Raw genomic sequence first — 17,259 nt, forward strand, 5'->3', positions numbered from 1 at the left:
CTGCCACCCAGGCGTAAGCGAGCTTACCCCCGAGTGGTCAAACCAAGGCCGGTCAAATATCCAAAGAAAAAACCAACGGAGCTTAACTGACAGGCATTAGGGCAAGCCCAGCTCCCACAGGGTTATGTGCTGGCAGCGAGATAGCCTCTCTGAAGTCAGCTGTCGCGGCCAGCGTTGCTTTGACAGGCGAGCGCTTTCTCCTGTGGGCGCCGGGCTTGCCCGCGATGCAGACGCCGCGATTTTGCAGTGGAACCGAGTTGCCTTTTACGCGGGCAAGCACCGCTCCCACAGGACTGCATTTCAAGTTTTGAGTGGCCTGATTACCTCACCGCGCCAGCCACCCGCCATCCACATTCCACGCCGCGCCACGCACTTGGCTGCCGGCCTCGCTGGACAGGAACAATACCAGTTCGCCCAGCTGTGACGGTGTGACGAACTCAAGCGACGGCTGTTTCTCGGCCAGCAGGTCATGTTTGGCCTGATCGGCATCGCCACTGGCCGCTGCCCGGTCATCAATCTGCTGTTGCACCAGCGGCGTCAGCACCCAGCCTGGGCAAATCGCATTGCAGGTGACATTCGTCGTGGCGGTTTCCAGGCCCACGACTTTGGTCAGCCCGATCACGCCATGCTTGGCGGCAACATAGGCCGCTTTACCGGTGGACCCCACCAGACCATGCACCGAAGCAATGTTAATGATTCGCCCCCAGTTTTTACTGCGCATGCCCGGCAGGCACAGGCGCGTGCCGTGAAAGACCGAGGACAGGTTGATCGCAATGATCGAATCCCAGCGCTCAACGGGGAAGTCTTCGACAGCATCAACGTGCTGAATGCCTGCGTTGTTGACCAGAATGTCGACCCCACCAAACTCGCACTCGGCGTAATCGATCATCTGCGCGATCTGCTCGGGTTTGCTGACGTCGGCGGGATGATGACCCACCTTGCCGCCGAACTTCGCAACTTCGGCAATGACTGCCGATGCATCGCCGAAACCATTGAGGATCAAGTCAGCGCCAGCCCTGGCAAGCGACAGAGCGATGCCCAGCCCGATACCGCTGGTAGAACCGGTGACCAATGCCGTTTTACCTTTAAGACTCATACGTTGCGCCTCACACAATGCCAGTAGCGTAAAAAGTGCCGATCACCACAAACACCGCCAGTGTCTTGATGATGGTGATACCGAAAATATCTTTGTAAGCCTCGCGATGGGTCAATCCGGTGACGGCCAGCAAGGTAATCACCGCGCCGTTATGCGGCAGCGTGTCCATGCCGCCGCTGGCCATGGCCGCGACCCGATGCAGCACCTCCAACGGGATGTTGGCGGCATGAGCTGCATTGATGAAAGTTTCCGACATGGCCGCCAGTGCGATGCTCATACCGCCTGACGCCGAGCCGGTGATCCCGGCCAGCAACGTCACGGTGATGGCTTCGTTGACCAGCGGATCTGGAATGCCTTTGAGCCAGTCAGCCAGCACCAGAAAGCCTGGCAGGGAGGCGATGACTGCGCCAAAGCCATATTCCGAAGCTGTATTCATCGCCGCGAGTAGCGCACCGTTAACCGCACTTTTGCTGCCTTCCGCCAGACGACTTCGAATGGCCGTGAAGCCGAACGCGAGCACCATCAGAATCCCGATCAACAACGCGGCTTCGACTGCCCAGATGGCGGTGAGCTTGGCAATCTCGGTCTGGACCGGTGTCGCCATGCCCGGCAGGGCGAGGGTATGCGTCTTGCCGTACCACTGAGGGATCCACCAGGTGAACAGCAGGTTCATCACGCCAACCAGCAGCAAGGGCGAAATCGCGATCCACGGATTCGGCAGCTTGATGTCTTCCGGCGTATCCGGTTCGTTGCGCAGCTCAGTGCCGTAACCTTCACCGGCGCGCTGGGCTCTATTGCGCTGGCGCTGCAGGTAAAGCATGCCTGCGCAGAATACGAAAATAGTGCCAATCACACCCAGCCACGGCGCGGCCCACGCGGTGGTATTGAAGAACGTGGTGGGAATGATGTTCTGGATCTGCGGGGTGCCGGGCAGGGCGTCCATGGTGAACGAAAACGCACCGAGGGCGATGGTCGCCGGTATCAAACGCTTGGGGATGTCGCTCTGGCGGAACATCTCAGCAGCAAATGGATAGACTGCGAATACCACGACGAACAGCGAAACGCCGCCGTAAGTGAGCAGGGCGCAGACCAGTACGATGACCAGGATGGCCTGGCGCGTACCCAGCACGCCGATGGCTGCCGCGACGATAGCCCGGGAAAATCCGGACAACTCGATCAGCTTGCCAAACACGGCACCCAGCAGAAACACCGGAAAGTACAGCTTGATGAAGCCGACCATCTTGTCCATGAACACCCCGGTAAAGGCCGGGGCGACGGCGGACGGATCTGTCAGCAGCACTGCGCCTAGGGCGGCTATGGGGGCAAAGAGGATAACGCTGTAACCGCGATAGGCAGCAAGCATCAACAGCCCGAGGGCTGCCAGGGCGATGATTACACTCATTGAGTGTCTCCTGGCCTGGGAATCCGGCGAACTCAGAGGCTGCCGATAGCGCTCTGCATGGCTCGGTGGATCCTGTCGGCATATTGTTATTGTTTTCGGCTGCGGGAGTGCCGCTTGAGTGATTTAGCGGGAATCGTGCCAGCTCTTCAATGCATTGATTTTTATGATCTTTATGTGAATCAGTTGAGGCGAGGATTAGATTCCGTCTCCGAATCGAGACTTTTTATTTTCTCTGGCAACATTCGATCTATGTAGGAGCTGCCGAAGGCTGCGAATCGGTCATTCCTGACACGCCGCAAAGATGGATCTGCAGGAGCGCGCTTGCCCGCGATAGCGTCAGCACAGCCGATAAATTTTTCACTGATAGACCGGATCGCGGGCAAGCGCGCTCCAACGGGTTCTATGTCATTCCGTAGGACCGGCCGGGCGGCGTTCCGCTTTAGCCGGGAGGGCGTCGGGACATTCACCAAACTTTCTTCGCTAGAAACACCGCTCTCCCGGCTAAAGCCGGTCCTACGGGATTGCAAGTCAGAACAGAGTCTCCATCCAGAGACGCAAGTCTCTCTATTGAGACTCGGCAATCCCCAGCGCCGCCATTTTCTTGTAGAGCGTCGAGCGGCCGAGTCCCAGTTGACTCGCGGCTTCCACGACATTCCCTGCGCATTGCACCAGTGCCTGCTCAATCAACTGCCGATCAAAGCGTTGTCGGGCCTGGCTGAAGGTTTCGAAGCACGCAGGATCAGACGATTCACTTGCCAGGCTATTGACCGGGACCAGGCTGCCAATCGAGGCTCTGATCTCTTTAGCATTGAGCACGAGGTCATCACTGAGCAAGGCTGCACGCTCCAGAACGTTGCGCAGCTCGCGAATATTGCCCGGCCACGCATGCTGGGCGAGCAGCGCCTGTGCGCCCGGTTCGAGTTCGTGCTGGCTGCGCAGCTCTTCGAGGATCGATTCGCTGAGCGCTGGCAGGTCATCCAGCCGATCGCGCAACGGCGGCACCTGAATGGGCAAAACGCTCAAGCGGTAATAAAGGTCCGCGCGAAACTGGCCACGTTTGATGGCCGCTTCAAGGTCAGTAGAAGTCGCAGCAATCAGGCGGATATCGCTCTTGTGCACTTGATTGGAACCGACAGGCTCGTACTCTTTTTCCTGCAGGACGCGCAGCAGTTTGCTTTGCAAGGGCAGTGGCATATCGCCGATTTCATCGAGAAACAACGTGCCACCCTGGGCGATCTGCAGTTTGCCCGGTCGCCCTTTGCGGTCAGCGCCGGTGAAGGCACCCGGCGCAGTGCCGAAAAACTCCGCTTCCAGCAATGTTTCCGGAATGGCCGCGCTGTTGATGCTGACAAATGCTTTGTGTGCCCGTGGTGACGCGTTGTGAATCGCGTGGGCCAGCAGTTCCTTGCCGGTGCCCGTTTCACCCAGCAGCAGAACAGGGGATTCAGCACTGGCGCTGCGTCGCGCCCGGCGTTTGACTTCCAGGCTGGCCGCGCTGGTGCCAATGAAATGCGCAAAACTGTATTTGGCCTGACGGGCACGCAACAAGGAACGGGTAGAGGCCAGTTCCTCTTGCATGCTCAGGTAACGCTTGAGTAGCGGCGAAAGCGCCTGAAGCTCATCAAACAGAGCGAAACCAATGGCCCCGATCAAATCACCGGTGTCATCGTGAATCGGCAAGCGCATGACCACCAGCGGGTCCTTGGCGGTATCCATCATGTCCAACAGAATCGGCCGTCCATTAGTGGCGACCTGGCGCAGCAGACTCCCGGGGATGACCTTTTCGCAGGGTTGGCCCAGCGCCAGACTGGAGTCCTGCAGCCCGAAGCGGCGGGCATAACGTTCGTTGATCCAGACAATCTTTGCGTCTTTGTCGACAATCACGGTGCCCTCGCTCGACTGCTCGATGATTTCGAACAGCGAGCGAATCGCCAGTTGGCGAACCCTGCGGTAATCGTTGAGGCTATGGCTCTCTTTCATGGGGTGTTCCGTTGTGCGTCACCGGCGTCTGGCCGTACAGAATGCCCTTTTTTTCAACTGAATCCAGGGTGTGCCGCCGCCAGCAATTCCTTGGTGTAAGGATGTTGGGGGGCGTCGAACAGATCGTGACTGGCGCCACGTTCGACAACCTTGCCGTCTTTGACCACGATCACGTCGTGGGCCAGTGCTTTGACCACGGCCAGATCGTGACTGATGAACAAATACGTGAGCCCGTGCTTTTCCTGCAACTGACGTAGCAAGGCCACGACTTGTTTCTGCACCGTTCGGTCCAGCGCCGAGGTCGGTTCATCCAGCAGTATCAATGCCGGCTTGAGGACCAGGGCCCTGGCGATGGCTATCCGCTGGCGCTGGCCGCCGGAAAACTCATGGGGGTAACGATGCCTGCTTTGCGGGTCGATACCGACTTCTTCCAGCACGCGAATGACTTCGACCTCACATTGCGTCGCGTCCATTTCGCTATGAACTTCAAGCCCTTCACTGATGATTTGCGCCACGGACATACGCGGGCTGAGGCTGCCATAAGGGTCCTGGAAAACCACCTGCATCTGCTTGCGCCAGGGACGCATTTGCTTCTGATTCAGGTTGTTCAGGCTTTGCCCCTGAAAACGGATACTGCCACGCGATTCAAGCAGGCGCAGGATTGCCTGACCAAGTGTCGATTTTCCCGAGCCCGACTCACCCACGATGCCGAGGGTTTTACCGCGCTCGATGCTCAGGCTGATGTCATCCACCGCCTTGAGGTATTCCTTGTGCTGACGGAAGATCCCGCCACCCAACGAGAACCAGACACGCAGGTTCTCCACCTCCAGCACTTTCTCTCGACTGTCCCGGGGCAGCGGTTCGCCAGCAGGCTCTGCGTCGAGCAGCAGTTTGCTGTAGGGGTGCTGTGGTTGTTTGAACAATGAGTGGCAATTGGATTGCTCGACGATTTCCCCGGCGCGCATCACGCAGACACGCTGGGCAATGCTATGCACCAGATTGAGGTCATGACTTATCAGCAGCAGCGACATGTTCAAGCGCTGTTGCAACTCTTTGAGCAGCAGCAGGATCTTGCGCTGCACCGTCACATCCAGGGCCGTGGTCGGCTCGTCGGCGATCAGCAATTCCGGCTCGCAGGCCAGCGCCATGGCGATCATCACCCGCTGGCGCTGACCACCTGACAATTCGTGGGGATAGGCTTTGAGACGCTTCTCCGGTTGCTGGATACCCACCAGTTCGAGCAGTTCAACAATGCGTTTTTGCGCGGCCCGGCCTGTCAGGCCCTTGTGCAGCAGAAGAGTTTCACCGATTTGTTTGGAGACCGTGTGCAGCGGGTTCAGCGAGGTCATCGGTTCCTGGAAAATCATCCCGATCTGATGACCCCGCAAGCGGCGCAAGGTACGGCTGTCTGCGCCAAGCAACTGCTGGTCTCGATAGAGAATGCTGCCGGTGCTAACCGTGCCTTTGGCGGGCAGCAATTGCAGGATCGAATGGGCGGTGACTGACTTGCCGGAGCCGGATTCGCCCACCAGCGCCAGGCATTCACCGGCGCGGATATCCAGGCTCAGGTTCTTGACCACCGTTTGACCGCTGAAGGCGACACTGAGGTCACGGATTTCAATCAGGTTGTCCGACATATCAAGACCTCGGGTCGAAGGCATCACGCAGCGCCTCGCCAATGAATACGAGCAGTGACAGGATCAGCGCCAGGGTGAAGAACGCGGTCAGCCCCAGCCAGGGTGCTTGCAGGTTCTGTTTGCCCTGGGCGATCAGCTCCCCAAGCGAAGCGCTGCCAGCGGGCATGCCGAAGCCCAGAAAATCCAGCGCGGTCAGGGTGGAAATCGCACCGGTAAGGATAAACGGCAGGTAACTCAGGGTCGCATTCATCGCGTTGGGCAGGATATGCCGGGTGATGATCTTGCGGTCGCTCATGCCCAGTGCGCGAGCCGCCTTGACGTACTCAAGGTTGCGGCCGCGTAGAAACTCGGCGCGCACCACATCCACCAGGGCGAGCCATGAAAACAGCGCCATGATCCCCAGCAACCACCAGAAATTGGGTTCGACGAAGCCGGACAAAATGATCAGCAGATAAAGCACCGGCAACCCTGACCAGACTTCCAGCAAGCGCTGACCGATCAGGTCGACCCAGCCGCCGTAATAGCCTTGCAGCGCACCCGCTGCGATACCAATCAGGGCACTGATGGTCGTCAATACCAGGGCGAAGAGAATCGACACCCGGGCACCGAATATCACTCGGGCCAACACGTCCCGCGCCTGATCGTCAGTGCCCAGCCAGTTTTGCGCTGTCGGCGGGCTGGGGGCAGGGCGATTGAGGTCGTAATTGGGGGTGTTGTCGCTGAACGGAATGGGCGGAAACAGCATCCAGCCATCACCCTTTTTGATCAGATCCCGAACGTAGTCACTGCGATAGTCCGGCTGGAACGGCAATTGGCCGCCGAACTCTTGCTCGGTGTAACGCTTGAGTGCCGGGAAATACAGCGAGTTCTGATAACTGAGGACCAGCGGCTTGTCATTGGCGATCAACTCGCCACCCAGCGTCAGCAGGAACAGACCGCAGAACAGCCACAGTGACCACCAGCCTCGGCGATTCTTGCGAAAGCGGTCGAGCCGTCGTTGGGCCAGCGGAGAAAGTCTGCTCATCAGGCATTCCTCGCGCTGAAGTCGATTCGCGGATCGACCAGGGTGTAGCAGATATCTCCGACCAGTTTTATCAGCAAGCCAAACAGGGTGAAGATGAACAGCGAGCCGAATACCACGGGATAGTCCCGTGAAACCGCAGCTTCATAGCTCATGCGACCCAGACCATCGAGGGAGAAAATGACTTCGATGAGCAGCGATCCCGCAAAAAACACGCTGATGAATGCCTGCGGAATACCCGCTACCACCAGCAGCATGGCGTTGCGAAACACATGGCCGTACAACACGCGGCGCTCGCTCAAGCCTTTGGCCCTGGCCGTTACTACGTACTGGCGGGTGATTTCATTCAGAAACGAGTTCTTGGTCAGAATCGTCAGCGTGGCGAAACCACCAATGACCAATGACGAAACAGGCAGCACCAGATGCCAGAAGTAGTCCGCAATCTTGCCCACCGTGCTCATCTGCTCGAAGTCTTCGGACACCAGCCCGCGTACCGGGAACCAGTTGAGTGACGTGCCCCCGGCGAAGAGCACCACCAGCAGCATCGCAAACAGAAACGCCGGCATTGCGTAGCCAATGATGATGGCGGTGCTGCTCCAGATGTCGAACTGACTGCCGTGCCTGACTGCCTTGCGAATGCCCAGAGGGATCGAAACCAGATACGTGATCAGCGTTGCCCAAAGCCCCAGCGAAATGGACACTGGCATCTTTTGCAGAATCAGGTCAGTGACCGTCGCGCCCCGGAAGAAGCTGTTACCGAAGTCCAGCCGCGCATAGCTTTTCAGCATCAGCCACAGGCGCTCGTGCAGGGGCTTGTCGAAACCATACTGGTGTTCGATGTCCTTGATCAATTTGGGATCGAGGCCGCGAGACGCACGTGACGGGTTGGCATTGATTGACTCGCTCGCTGCGCTGCCCGCACTGGAACTGGCACCGCCGATACCTTGCAAGCGGGCAATGGCCTGTTCAACAGGGCCCCCGGGGGCTGCCTGAACAATGAAGAAGTTGACCAGCAAAATGCACAACAGCGTGGGAATGATCAGCAACAGACGTCGCAATAAATAGCCGAGCATTCACTTCATCTCCGAGGCGACGGCGGAAGCGCCGCGTTTTTCAGCGAACTGCTCGTTGGTCAGCGGAACAGGGCTGACCTCCCACCAGGTTTCAATCGCCTCCCCATTACTGGCCTGTACTTTAGGAATGCCGAAACGATTCCACCACAACGTCGAGGCACCCGGCGGGTAATAGTTGGGAATCCAGTAATAGCCCCATTGCAGCACCCGATCCAGGCAACGGGCGTAATCCACCATGGTAGATTTCTGATCGGCGCTAACCAGTCCGGCGATCAGGGTGTCCACGGCAGGGTCCTGCAGCACCATGTAGTTACTGGAGCCGGGGTCGCGGGCGCCTTTGGAGCCGAAACTGTTATACAACTCCATCCCGGGCGAGGTTGAGACCGGGTAGCCGGTCACGATCATGTCGTAATCACGGGCCATGACCCGATTCAGAAACTGCGCCGAGTCAATGCGGCGGATCTCGAAGTCGATACCTATCTGCGCCAGCGTGCGCTTGTACGGCAGCAGGATTTTTTCAAACCCGGCCTGGCCGTTGAGAAACGTAAAGGTAAACGGCTCACCTTTGGCGTTGACCAGATGATCGCCCTTGGGCGTCCAGCCAGCGTCTTCCATCAGCTTCAGCGCCTCAAGCTGCTTATCCCGGATGTATCCCGTGCCATCTGTTTTCGGGGTGTGGAATACCTTGTCGAACACTTCCGGCGGCACGTTGGCACGCAAAGGCTCAAGAATTTTCAGTTCGGCTGGGGTCGGCAGCTCAGTGGCGGCCAGTGATGAGTTGGAGAAGTAGCTGTTCTGGCGGATGTACATGTTGCGCATCATCTGCCGGTTGGTCCATTCGAAGTCCCAAAGCATGGATAGCGCCTGACGCACCCGGCGATCCTGAAAAATGGGGCGATCCAGGTTGAAGACAAAACCTTGAGAACTCTGCACGGCGCCTTTGGCCAGATGGGCCTTTTGCAGGCGGCCGTCGGTCAGCGCCGGGCTGTCGTAGAGAATCGAATAGGCCGTGGCGGAGTACTCGCGGTTGTAGTCGTAAGCGCCGCCCTTGAGGACTTGCCGGGCCACGTCAATGTCGCCGAAGTACTCGACGCTGAAGGTGTCGAAGTTATAGGAACCGCGGTTTACCGGCAGATCCCTGGCCCACCAGTCCGGGTCACGGGCGAAGGTGATGCTGCGTCCTGGGTCCACCTTGGCGACTTTGTAGGGGCCGCTGCCCACCGGAATCTCAAAGCCGCCACCGCCAGCGAAGTCGCGACTCTTCCACCAGTGTTCCGGAAAAACCGGAAGGGAAGTGAGGTCCAGCGGCAACGTTCGACTTTCACTGGACTTGAAGTCAAAGCGGATCCGGGTTGGGGATTCAACCTCAATGCCTTTGACGTCCTGAAATTGTGTCCGGTATGACAGGCTGCCCTGCGTCATCAGCAGGTCGTAGGTGTAGCGCACGTCTTCTGCGGTAATAGGCACGCCGTCTGCGAAGCGGGCTTTCGGATTGATATAGAAGCGCAGTGACAGGCCATCATCGCTGCGCTCGATGCGCTCAGCCACCAGACCATAAACGGTGTAAGGCTCGTCCAGCGATCGTACAGCGAGAGGTGAATAGAGCATGCCATTGATTTGCGATACGCCGGTGCCTTTGTCGAGATAGGGCATCAGGTGGTCGAACTGACCAATTTCCTGAGCCGAGCGACGCATGCTGCCACCTTTTGGCGCGTCCGGATTTACGTAGTCGAAATGCTTGAAATCCGCAGGGTAACGAGGCGCTTCGCCATAAACCGTCAGAGCGTGTTGCGGCGCAGCGGACAATAGTTGAGGGCCAGAGAGCAGGGCCAGCAGTGCCACGATCAGCGATGAAGAAACAAAACGCATTACTGGGATCCTGACTGACGTCGGCGGGCGAACATCAGGGTTAAGGGTGGCGATGATTAAAGTCATACGACAGGCACGGTCAGGCAACGTTCTTGACCGGTCAATGCAGGCTTCAACAAGGTACCGGAACCCGGGCTGGTTTGTAACTGGATGATGCGCGGTGCAAGTAGGGGTTATGCGCTAAACCCCAGCCTCGCGGGGCTCGTGCGCTCCTACAGGGAGGCATGGCGGTTTCTCTAGCGCCATAAACACAAACGGCCCGCCTTGAGGCGAGCCGTTTGTGAGCATCAGCAGCGAGGAATCAATCCTGGCGGCTGGTCACTTCCAGCAGGTGGTAACCGAACTGGGTTTTCACCGGGCCTTGCACGACGTTAACGGGCGCGCTGAACACGACAGTGTCGAATTCCTTGACCATCTGGCCTGGGCCGAAAGAACCCAGATCACCGCCTTGGCGGCTGGAAGGGCAGCTGGAGTTGGATTTGGCGACTTCCGCAAAATCAGCACCGCCTTCGATCTGCGCTTTGAGCTCGTTGCATTTCTCTTCGCTGGATACAAGGATGTGGCGGGCAGTGGCTTTAGCCATGGGGAATTACTCCTGTGAAAAAAAAAGAAAGAGCCTACCGGATTAAGGAAGGCATTTCTCGATAAAGTTCAGAGCATTAACCATCAAGCGAGTTGAGCGGCGTTGTCCGCCGCTCTTTTTCGCTTGTTACCTGTAACGCAGTTTGCGGACGGCTTCGCGCAGCAGATGCTCTGTGGCGTCCCAACCCAGACACCCGTCGGTAACCGAGACACCGTAACGCATCGAGCCGCTGAGCGGCTGGCAGCCTTCAAACAGATGACTTTCGATCATCATGCCAACCAGTGATGAGTCACCCTGCAAGCGCTGCGCGAGTACATCGTTGAATACTTCCGGCTGGCGCAACGGGTCTTTGCCACTGTTCGCGTGACTGCAGTCGACCATGATGCGTTCGGCAATTTGCTGTTTCGCGAGGCTCTCACGTACTTGCGCCACGCTACTACGATCGTAGTTAGGACCTTGGTGTCCACCGCGAAGTACGATGTGAGTGTCGGAGTTGCCCTGGGTTTCGATGATCGCCGGATGCCCCTGGCGATCCATGCCGAAGTGACGATGCCCATGAGCAGCCGAACGCATGGCGTCACAGGCAATGGCGACGCCCCCGTCAGTCCCGTTCTTGAAGCCCACTGGCATAGGCAGACCGCTGGCCATCTCCCGGTGGATCTGCGATTCAGTGGTGCGAGCACCAATGGCGACCCAACTGAGCAGGTCGTCAAAATAACCGGCTGCCATGGGTTGCAGGATCTCTGTCGCAACAGGCAGACCCAGGCGCAGCATCTCGCGCATCAGATGACGTGAGAGTGTGAGGCCTGCGGCCATGTCATCACTGCCGTCGAGTTGTGGATCATAAGCCAGGCCCTTCCAGCCAACCGTGGTGCGGGGCTTCTCTACGTAGGCGCGCATCACCAGCAGCATCTGATCGCTGACTTCACCGGCAAGGGCCGCCAGGCGTTCGGCGTATTCAATGGCTGATTGTGGATCATGGATGGAGCAGGGGCCTACCACCACCAGCAGGCGAGAGTCCTGGCCATTGAGGATGGCGCGAACGGCGCGGCGTTGTGCGGCAACCTGTTCAGTGAGGGCAAGATCCAGCGGCAACTGCGATTTCAGTTGCAGGGTACTTGGCAGGCGTTGCGGGGCGGGAATGCTGTCGAGCACGGTCAGGTTGCGGGACGACAGGTCAGACGGTTTTACGGCGATAGACGAATTCATGGTTCTGCTTCCTGGGCCGGCGGGTGTGGCCCGCTCGAGCCCTACTGGGGTGTTCGACAATTTGCCGGGTTGGCGTTCTGTAACGGGTTGCCACCTGTCAGTGACCGAACGGAGGCGGCTTGCTGTCCCGAACGGAGGCTGCTAAATCGCCAGGCAGTGCAAATGTCGGTGCGGTAATAAGTGCTGTAGGTCATGTCGTAATCCTCGATTCAATTAAATTTTCAGGGGCGCTAAAAAACAAAACCCCCGGTCGGGTAGCCGACCGGGGGTAGAGAATTCTCTGGTTGGCGTCCCCTTGATGTGGGCGCCGGATGGGTATCAGGCGCGCCAGTGGCTAAACCAATACCCAAAATAAGAAGTGTTTTGCGGAGCAACGTCTGCCAACTGACCACACACGGCCGCGCGCGCTACCAGGCGATCAACGCTGGTCTGCAACAGTGGCTGTGAAGTGGATGGCAACATGATACGTCTCCGTTAAGTGCAGCGAGCTTACTTCAGCCGTGCTGAGCATTTCAATCAGAAATATCAATGGCAGGCATAGGCGGGCCAAGCAAAATCAGTCGAGTGGAATCGCGCTTTTTTCGTTCGACGAGTTCGAAACAAGATGTTTAAGGCGAGGGATGAATGGAGAAAGCTCCTACAGGCGACTGTCCATTAATCCCGTGTATTCCATCCGCAATTTCTCACCTGGAAGAATCTCAATCAGCTGCTGCTTCAACTTGACGTTGTGGCTCGGCGGGAATGATGCCGTCCTTCATGCCCAGTAAAACCGCCACTTTATGGGCCTCTCCGCGCCGACCTTTCTTGCGGCCAGCCAAAACCTGATAAGTGGTTGCCGGATCAATGCTGTGCTCGCGGGCAAACTCTTGAACAGATTTACCTTGATGTTCAAGCCATGCTTTGGCTTGTGCGGCGGTACGTATTCCGGGCATAGTTCAAAACCGTTCAAATCAGTTTAATTTAACTCGATTCTACCATTCGTAAGGATGGGGTCAACAGGATTACGCATTCAAATGAGTGGAATAGGTTCCCGACTGAGAAAAGAAAGAGAACGCCTGGGTTTATCTCAGCGTGCTTTTGGAGAAATCGGAGGCGTGGAGGCCAACGCTCAGGGCAAATATGAAAGTGGTGATCGTGCCCCCAAGGCCGATTACCTCGCAGCCATCGCCGCAAAGGGCGTGGATGTATTGTTTGTTCTGACCGGAAGCGCTACGCCTATCCTTGTCGAAAATCTAAGCAATGCTGAGGAGAAAGTTCTGGGTAGCTACCGTACCCTTACCAAGGAAGATCAGGATGCCATCAGGCGATTGACCATCACCATGGCTGAGCTGTCAGCTTCATATGCGATCCAGAGCAAGGCGCGTTAATCGCAGGGAAGGCTGAAACTCCACTGCGTTAACGATTAGCGGCGCAAATAATTTCATCATTTGAGGGCATCGGTGATAGCGTGTCCTCAGCGCCATATCAAAATCATTGTGGGCCAGACCTTGCGTGACGCTAGGTCTGGCCCTTTGTTTTTGCTATGGTGATCCGTATTCGTTATGACCGTTTTGCGAGGTGTCTGCTTGATTAAGGTGCTAGTTGTCGATGACCATGATCTTGTCCGGACAGGCATTACGCGCATGTTGTCTGATATAGACGGTCTTCAGGTGGTCGGCCAGGCGGACTCCGGCGAAGAATCGCTCAAGAAAGCGCGCGAGCTGAAGCCTGATGTGGTGCTGATGGATGTCAAGATGCCCGGCATCGGCGGCCTCGAAGCGACTCGCAAAATGCTGCGCAGCCATCCTGAAATCAAGGTTGTGGCGGTTACGGTTTGTGAGGAAGATCCTTTTCCAACTCGGCTGTTGCAAGCCGGTGCTGCGGGTTACATGACCAAAGGTGCTGGCCTGGCAGAGATGGTGCAGGCCATTCGTCTGGTCTTTGCCGGACAGCGTTACATCAGTCCGCAGATTGCGCAGCAACTGGCCCTCAAGTCTTTCCAGCCGCAAGTCAACAACTCGCCCTTCGATCTGCTGTCGGAGCGTGAGATCCAGATTGCCCTGATGATCGTTGGCTGCCAGAAAGTCCAGACCATCTCCGATAAGCTGTGTCTGTCCCCGAAAACCGTAAATACCTACCGTTACCGTATCTTTGAGAAGCTGTCGATTGGCAGCGATGTCGAGCTGGCTTTGCTGGCGGTACGTCACGGCATGGTCGATGCCAGCGCCTGAAATGAACCCATCGTTTGACCCGAGTGCCTTTCTTGCAACCTGTAGTGGCCGTCCTGGCGTGTATCGCATGTTCGATACCGAGGCGCGGCTACTGTACGTCGGCAAAGCCAAGAATCTGAAAAACCGCCTGGCGAGTTACTTTCGCAAGACCGGCCACGCGCCAAAGACCAGTGCATTGGTCTCGCGGATCGCCCAGATTGAAACCACGATCACCGCCAACGAAACCGAGGCGCTGCTGCTTGAGCAGACGCTGATCAAAGAATGGCGTCCGCCTTACAATATTCTGCTGCGCGATGATAAGTCCTATCCCTACGTCTATCTGTCGGATGGCGACTTTCCTCGCCTGAGTATTCATCGCGGCGCGAAGAAACCAAAAGGTCGTTACTTCGGCCCTTACCCCAGTGCCGGAGCGGTGCGGGAAAGCCTGAGCCTGATGCAGAAGACCTTTCTGGTTCGTCAGTGTGAAGACAGTTTCTACAAGAACCGCACCCGACCGTGCCTGCAATACCAGATCAAGCGCTGCAAGGGGCCGTGCGTCGGTCTCGTCGAGCCTGAGGTTTACGCGGAAGATGTGCGCCACTCGGTGATGTTCCTCGAAGGTCGCAGTAACACGCTGACTGACGAGTTGAACGCACTGATGGAAAAAGCCGCCATGAGTCTGGATTTTGAACAGGCTGCCGAGTTGCGTGACCAGATTGCGTTGCTGCGCCGGGTTCAGGATCAACAGAGCATGGAAGGCGGCACGGGTGACGTCGACGTCGTCGCTGCCTTCGTCAACCCCGGCGGCGCTTGTGTGCATCTGATCAGCGTGCGCGGGGGCAGGGTGCTGGGTAGCAAGAACTTCTTCCCTCAGGTCGGTATCGAGGAGGAGGTGGGCGAGGTCATGTCGGCCTTCCTGTCGCAGTATTTCCTTGGCGGCGTTGATCGTGAGTTGCCAGCTGAAATCATCGTCAATGTGCTGCATGACGACTTCCCGACCCTGATCGACGCCATTGAAGAGTCTCGAGGTCGTGAACTGGTGATCAGCCACCGGGTTCGTGGCACACGTGCCCGCTGGCAGCAGATGGCAGTGACCAACGCGGAACAGGCATTGGCGGCGCGGCTCGCCAATCGTCAGCATGTAGCAGCTCGATTCGATGCACTGCAGAAGGTTCTGAAACTCGATGAGCCGCCGCTGCGCCTTGAGTGCTATGACATCAGCCACTCCAGTGGTGAAGCTACAGTGGCTTCCTGCGTGGTATTTGGTCCTGAAGGGCCGATCAAGTCGGATTATCGCCGCTACAACATTGAGGGCGTTACGGCGGGGGACGACTACGCTGCCATGCACCAGGCATTGACCCGACGTTTCAGCAAGCTGAAAGACGGCGAGGGCAAGTTGCCGGATATTCTGCTGGTTGACGGCGGTAAAGGGCAGATGTCCATGGCCCGGGATGTATTGAATGAGCTGGCAGTGCCTGATCTGATCCTGTTGGGTGTTGCCAAAGGTACGACCCGTAAGGCAGGCTTTGAAACCCTGTATCTCAACGATTCCGCTCACGAATTTACCCTGCCGGGGGATTCCCCGGCGCTGCACCTGATTCAACAGATTCGCGACGAAGCTCACCGTTTTGCAATTACTGGACACCGGGCACGACGCGGCAAGACACGGCGCACTTCTAGTCTTGAAGGCGTTGCCGGAGTAGGGCCGACACGGCGTCGGGACCTGCTCAAGCACTTTGGTGGTTTGCAGGAATTGTCCCGCGCCAGCATCGAAGAAATCGCAAAAGCGCCCGGAATAAGTAAAAAGCTTGCAGAGTCGATTTATGCGAACCTGCACAGCGAGTAGAATGCCCGCTCACCTCGTAGCAAGTTGTGCCGATGAATATCCCTAATCTGATCACCGTTCTACGTGTCCTCCTGATTCCGATCTTCATTCTGCTGTTTTATCTGCCTTACCACTGGAGCTACATGGCAGCCAGTAGCGTCTTCGCTTTTGCAGCGGCGACCGACTGGCTCGATGGTTATCTGGCTCGCCGTCTGGAGCAGAGCACGCCGTTTGGCGCGTTTCTCGATCCCGTCGCGGACAAACTGATGGTTGCAGTGGCGCTCGTGTTGCTGGTTCAGGCCCACGCCAATCTATGGCTGACGTTGCCTGCGGCGGTGATTATCGGCCGTGAGATCGTTATTTCCGCTTTGCGCGAATGGATGGCCGAATTGGGTGCCAGGGCACAGGTGGCGGTGTCAAACCTGGGCAAATGGAAGACTGCCGCGCAAATGCTGGCGCTGGTCATCCTGCTGGCTAATCCACCCGCGTTCACATTCTGGGTGGTGCTGGGTTACGTGTTGCTGATTCTCGCTGCAGGCCTGACTTTGTGGTCGATGCTGCAATACCTGAGAGCTGCATGGCCGCATCTGAAAACCACCGCTGATAAAAAATAAGTTTTTAAAACAAAGGGTTGACGGCGCGGTTTGAATGTATAGAATAGCGCCCGTCACCAAGATGCGGGAATAGCTCAGTTGGTAGAGCACGACCTTGCCAAGGTCGGGGTCGCGAGTTCGAGTCTCGTTTCCCGCTCCAAGTTTGTACACATTGAGTGTTTGTTGTTTGAGCACTGGATGTTTGAGGCCGAGTAGCAAAATGGTTATGCCGCGGATTGCAAATCCGCTTACGCCGGTTCGATTCCGACCTCGGCCTCCACTATTAAAGAACCCGAAGATTAACGTCTTCGGGTTTTTTATTGTGTGCGAATTGGCGAACCCATCACCGCCACCAGAGCTGGTTTCTCTATCTCGCCGTCATCGACCTGATCGTGGTGCCCCAGGGCACGTTCAGTATGATGTCTCTGCCGTCTTTATCTTTCGAGTTTGTCGAGCGCTTCGTTGAGGCCCGAGATTGCAGATAGCGCCCACACGTGGTGCTGCTCTGTACTGTGCCCGACAGTGATGTCGTATCCGAGCATCGCTGATGCGTGAGCGCGCAGCCGTTCGATGTTTTCGGCAGCGTATGGAGCGCGCTCCTTAAAATACTCATCCAGTCCTTTCGTGAGGATAGATATCGCGCTGAATGCCGCAGCATGCAGAAACAGGTCGTCTGTCCCGCGTGCAGCGCTGAGAAGATCCTCTATTTTGTTGAGAGCCTGTTTCGGGTTAATCATCAGTAACCTCGATCAATAAGGATTGGGTGAAGCCAGAAGCTGCTA

16 protein-coding genes and 2 tRNA genes are annotated in these 17,259 nt (G+C 57.2%); 6 read left to right on the forward strand and 12 right to left on the reverse strand.

Going from position 1 to position 17,259, the window contains the following annotated elements:
* Positions 1 to 325: 325 nt before the first annotated feature.
* From AO242_RS28045 to AO242_RS28090, 11 genes are all read right to left on the reverse strand, one after another.
* Positions 326 to 1,096, reverse strand: a complete 771-nt coding sequence (locus AO242_RS28045; RefSeq protein ID WP_099271250.1) for a 3-hydroxybutyrate dehydrogenase — start codon at positions 1,094 to 1,096, stop codon at positions 326 to 328.
* A 10-nt stretch (positions 1,097 to 1,106) separates the two neighbouring features.
* The gene (locus AO242_RS28050; RefSeq protein WP_099271251.1) at positions 1,107 to 2,498 is read right to left on the reverse strand and encodes a GntP family permease; all 1,392 of its coding nucleotides are present in this window, start codon (positions 2,496 to 2,498) and stop codon (positions 1,107 to 1,109) included.
* 564 nt (positions 2,499 to 3,062) lie between these two features.
* The gene (locus AO242_RS28055) at positions 3,063 to 4,478 is read right to left on the reverse strand and encodes a sigma-54 interaction domain-containing protein (RefSeq protein ID WP_099271252.1); all 1,416 of its coding nucleotides are present in this window, start codon (positions 4,476 to 4,478) and stop codon (positions 3,063 to 3,065) included.
* A gap of 53 nt (positions 4,479 to 4,531) precedes the next feature.
* Entirely contained in the window at positions 4,532 to 6,115 is a 1,584-nt protein-coding gene (locus tag AO242_RS28060) for an ABC transporter ATP-binding protein (protein ID WP_099271253.1), read from the reverse strand.
* Position 6,116: 1 nt separating this feature from the next.
* Positions 6,117 to 7,139, reverse strand: a complete 1,023-nt coding sequence (locus tag AO242_RS28065; protein WP_099271254.1) for an ABC transporter permease — start codon at positions 7,137 to 7,139, stop codon at positions 6,117 to 6,119.
* A complete protein-coding gene (locus tag AO242_RS28070) occupies positions 7,139 to 8,209 on the reverse strand; it encodes a microcin C ABC transporter permease YejB (RefSeq protein ID WP_099271255.1) in 1,071 nt (356 codons plus the stop codon). The genes AO242_RS28065 and AO242_RS28070 overlap by 1 nt, the downstream gene beginning before the upstream one ends.
* A complete protein-coding gene (locus tag AO242_RS28075) occupies positions 8,210 to 10,078 on the reverse strand; it encodes an extracellular solute-binding protein (protein ID WP_099271256.1) in 1,869 nt (622 codons plus the stop codon).
* A 301-nt stretch (positions 10,079 to 10,379) separates the two neighbouring features.
* Positions 10,380 to 10,661 carry a peptidylprolyl isomerase gene (locus AO242_RS28080; RefSeq protein ID WP_027898593.1) on the reverse strand — a complete coding sequence of 94 codons (282 nt, stop codon included), beginning with the start codon at positions 10,659 to 10,661 and terminating at the stop codon, positions 10,380 to 10,382.
* A 126-nt stretch (positions 10,662 to 10,787) separates the two neighbouring features.
* Positions 10,788 to 11,870: a 3-deoxy-7-phosphoheptulonate synthase gene (locus AO242_RS28085; protein WP_099271257.1), complete on the reverse strand. Its 1,083-nt coding sequence runs from the start codon at positions 11,868 to 11,870 to the stop codon at positions 10,788 to 10,790.
* A gap of 318 nt (positions 11,871 to 12,188) precedes the next feature.
* Positions 12,189 to 12,332, reverse strand: coding sequence for a hypothetical protein (locus tag AO242_RS29510; protein WP_176560712.1), 144 nt, complete (start codon positions 12,330 to 12,332; stop codon positions 12,189 to 12,191).
* A gap of 236 nt (positions 12,333 to 12,568) precedes the next feature.
* Positions 12,569 to 12,802, reverse strand: coding sequence for a DNA-binding protein (locus tag AO242_RS28090; RefSeq protein WP_027898591.1), 234 nt, complete (start codon positions 12,800 to 12,802; stop codon positions 12,569 to 12,571).
* Positions 12,803 to 12,883: 81 nt separating this feature from the next.
* Between AO242_RS28090 and AO242_RS28095 the strand changes: the two genes are divergently transcribed.
* The 6 genes from AO242_RS28095 (at position 12,884) to AO242_RS28120 (ending at position 16,757) form a co-directional block, all read left to right on the forward strand.
* Positions 12,884 to 13,237 carry a helix-turn-helix domain-containing protein gene (locus AO242_RS28095; protein ID WP_027898590.1) on the forward strand — a complete coding sequence of 118 codons (354 nt, stop codon included), beginning with the start codon at positions 12,884 to 12,886 and terminating at the stop codon, positions 13,235 to 13,237.
* 198 nt (positions 13,238 to 13,435) lie between these two features.
* Entirely contained in the window at positions 13,436 to 14,080 is a 645-nt protein-coding gene (gene gacA / locus AO242_RS28100; RefSeq protein WP_176560713.1) for a response regulator transcription factor GacA, read from the forward strand.
* Between the two features lies 1 nt (position 14,081).
* Positions 14,082 to 15,905 carry an excinuclease ABC subunit UvrC gene (uvrC, locus tag AO242_RS28105; RefSeq protein ID WP_099271428.1) on the forward strand — a complete coding sequence of 608 codons (1,824 nt, stop codon included), beginning with the start codon at positions 14,082 to 14,084 and terminating at the stop codon, positions 15,903 to 15,905.
* A gap of 32 nt (positions 15,906 to 15,937) precedes the next feature.
* Positions 15,938 to 16,498 carry a CDP-diacylglycerol--glycerol-3-phosphate 3-phosphatidyltransferase gene (gene pgsA / locus AO242_RS28110; RefSeq protein ID WP_027898587.1) on the forward strand — a complete coding sequence of 187 codons (561 nt, stop codon included), beginning with the start codon at positions 15,938 to 15,940 and terminating at the stop codon, positions 16,496 to 16,498.
* 63 nt (positions 16,499 to 16,561) lie between these two features.
* Positions 16,562 to 16,637: transfer RNA gene (locus tag AO242_RS28115), tRNA-Gly, on the forward strand.
* A gap of 46 nt (positions 16,638 to 16,683) precedes the next feature.
* Positions 16,684 to 16,757 (forward strand) — tRNA-Cys (locus AO242_RS28120).
* A 154-nt stretch (positions 16,758 to 16,911) separates the two neighbouring features.
* On the opposite strand, the gene AO242_RS28125 is transcribed toward AO242_RS28120, so the two are convergent.
* Positions 16,912 to 17,214 carry a hypothetical protein gene (locus AO242_RS28125; protein WP_164706066.1) on the reverse strand — a complete coding sequence of 101 codons (303 nt, stop codon included), beginning with the start codon at positions 17,212 to 17,214 and terminating at the stop codon, positions 16,912 to 16,914.
* Positions 17,215 to 17,259: the final 45 nt, after the last annotated feature.

Source organism: Pseudomonas sp. ICMP 561, assembly GCF_002699985.1.
In the GTDB taxonomy this organism is placed as follows: domain Bacteria; phylum Pseudomonadota; class Gammaproteobacteria; order Pseudomonadales; family Pseudomonadaceae; genus Aquipseudomonas; species Aquipseudomonas quasicaspiana.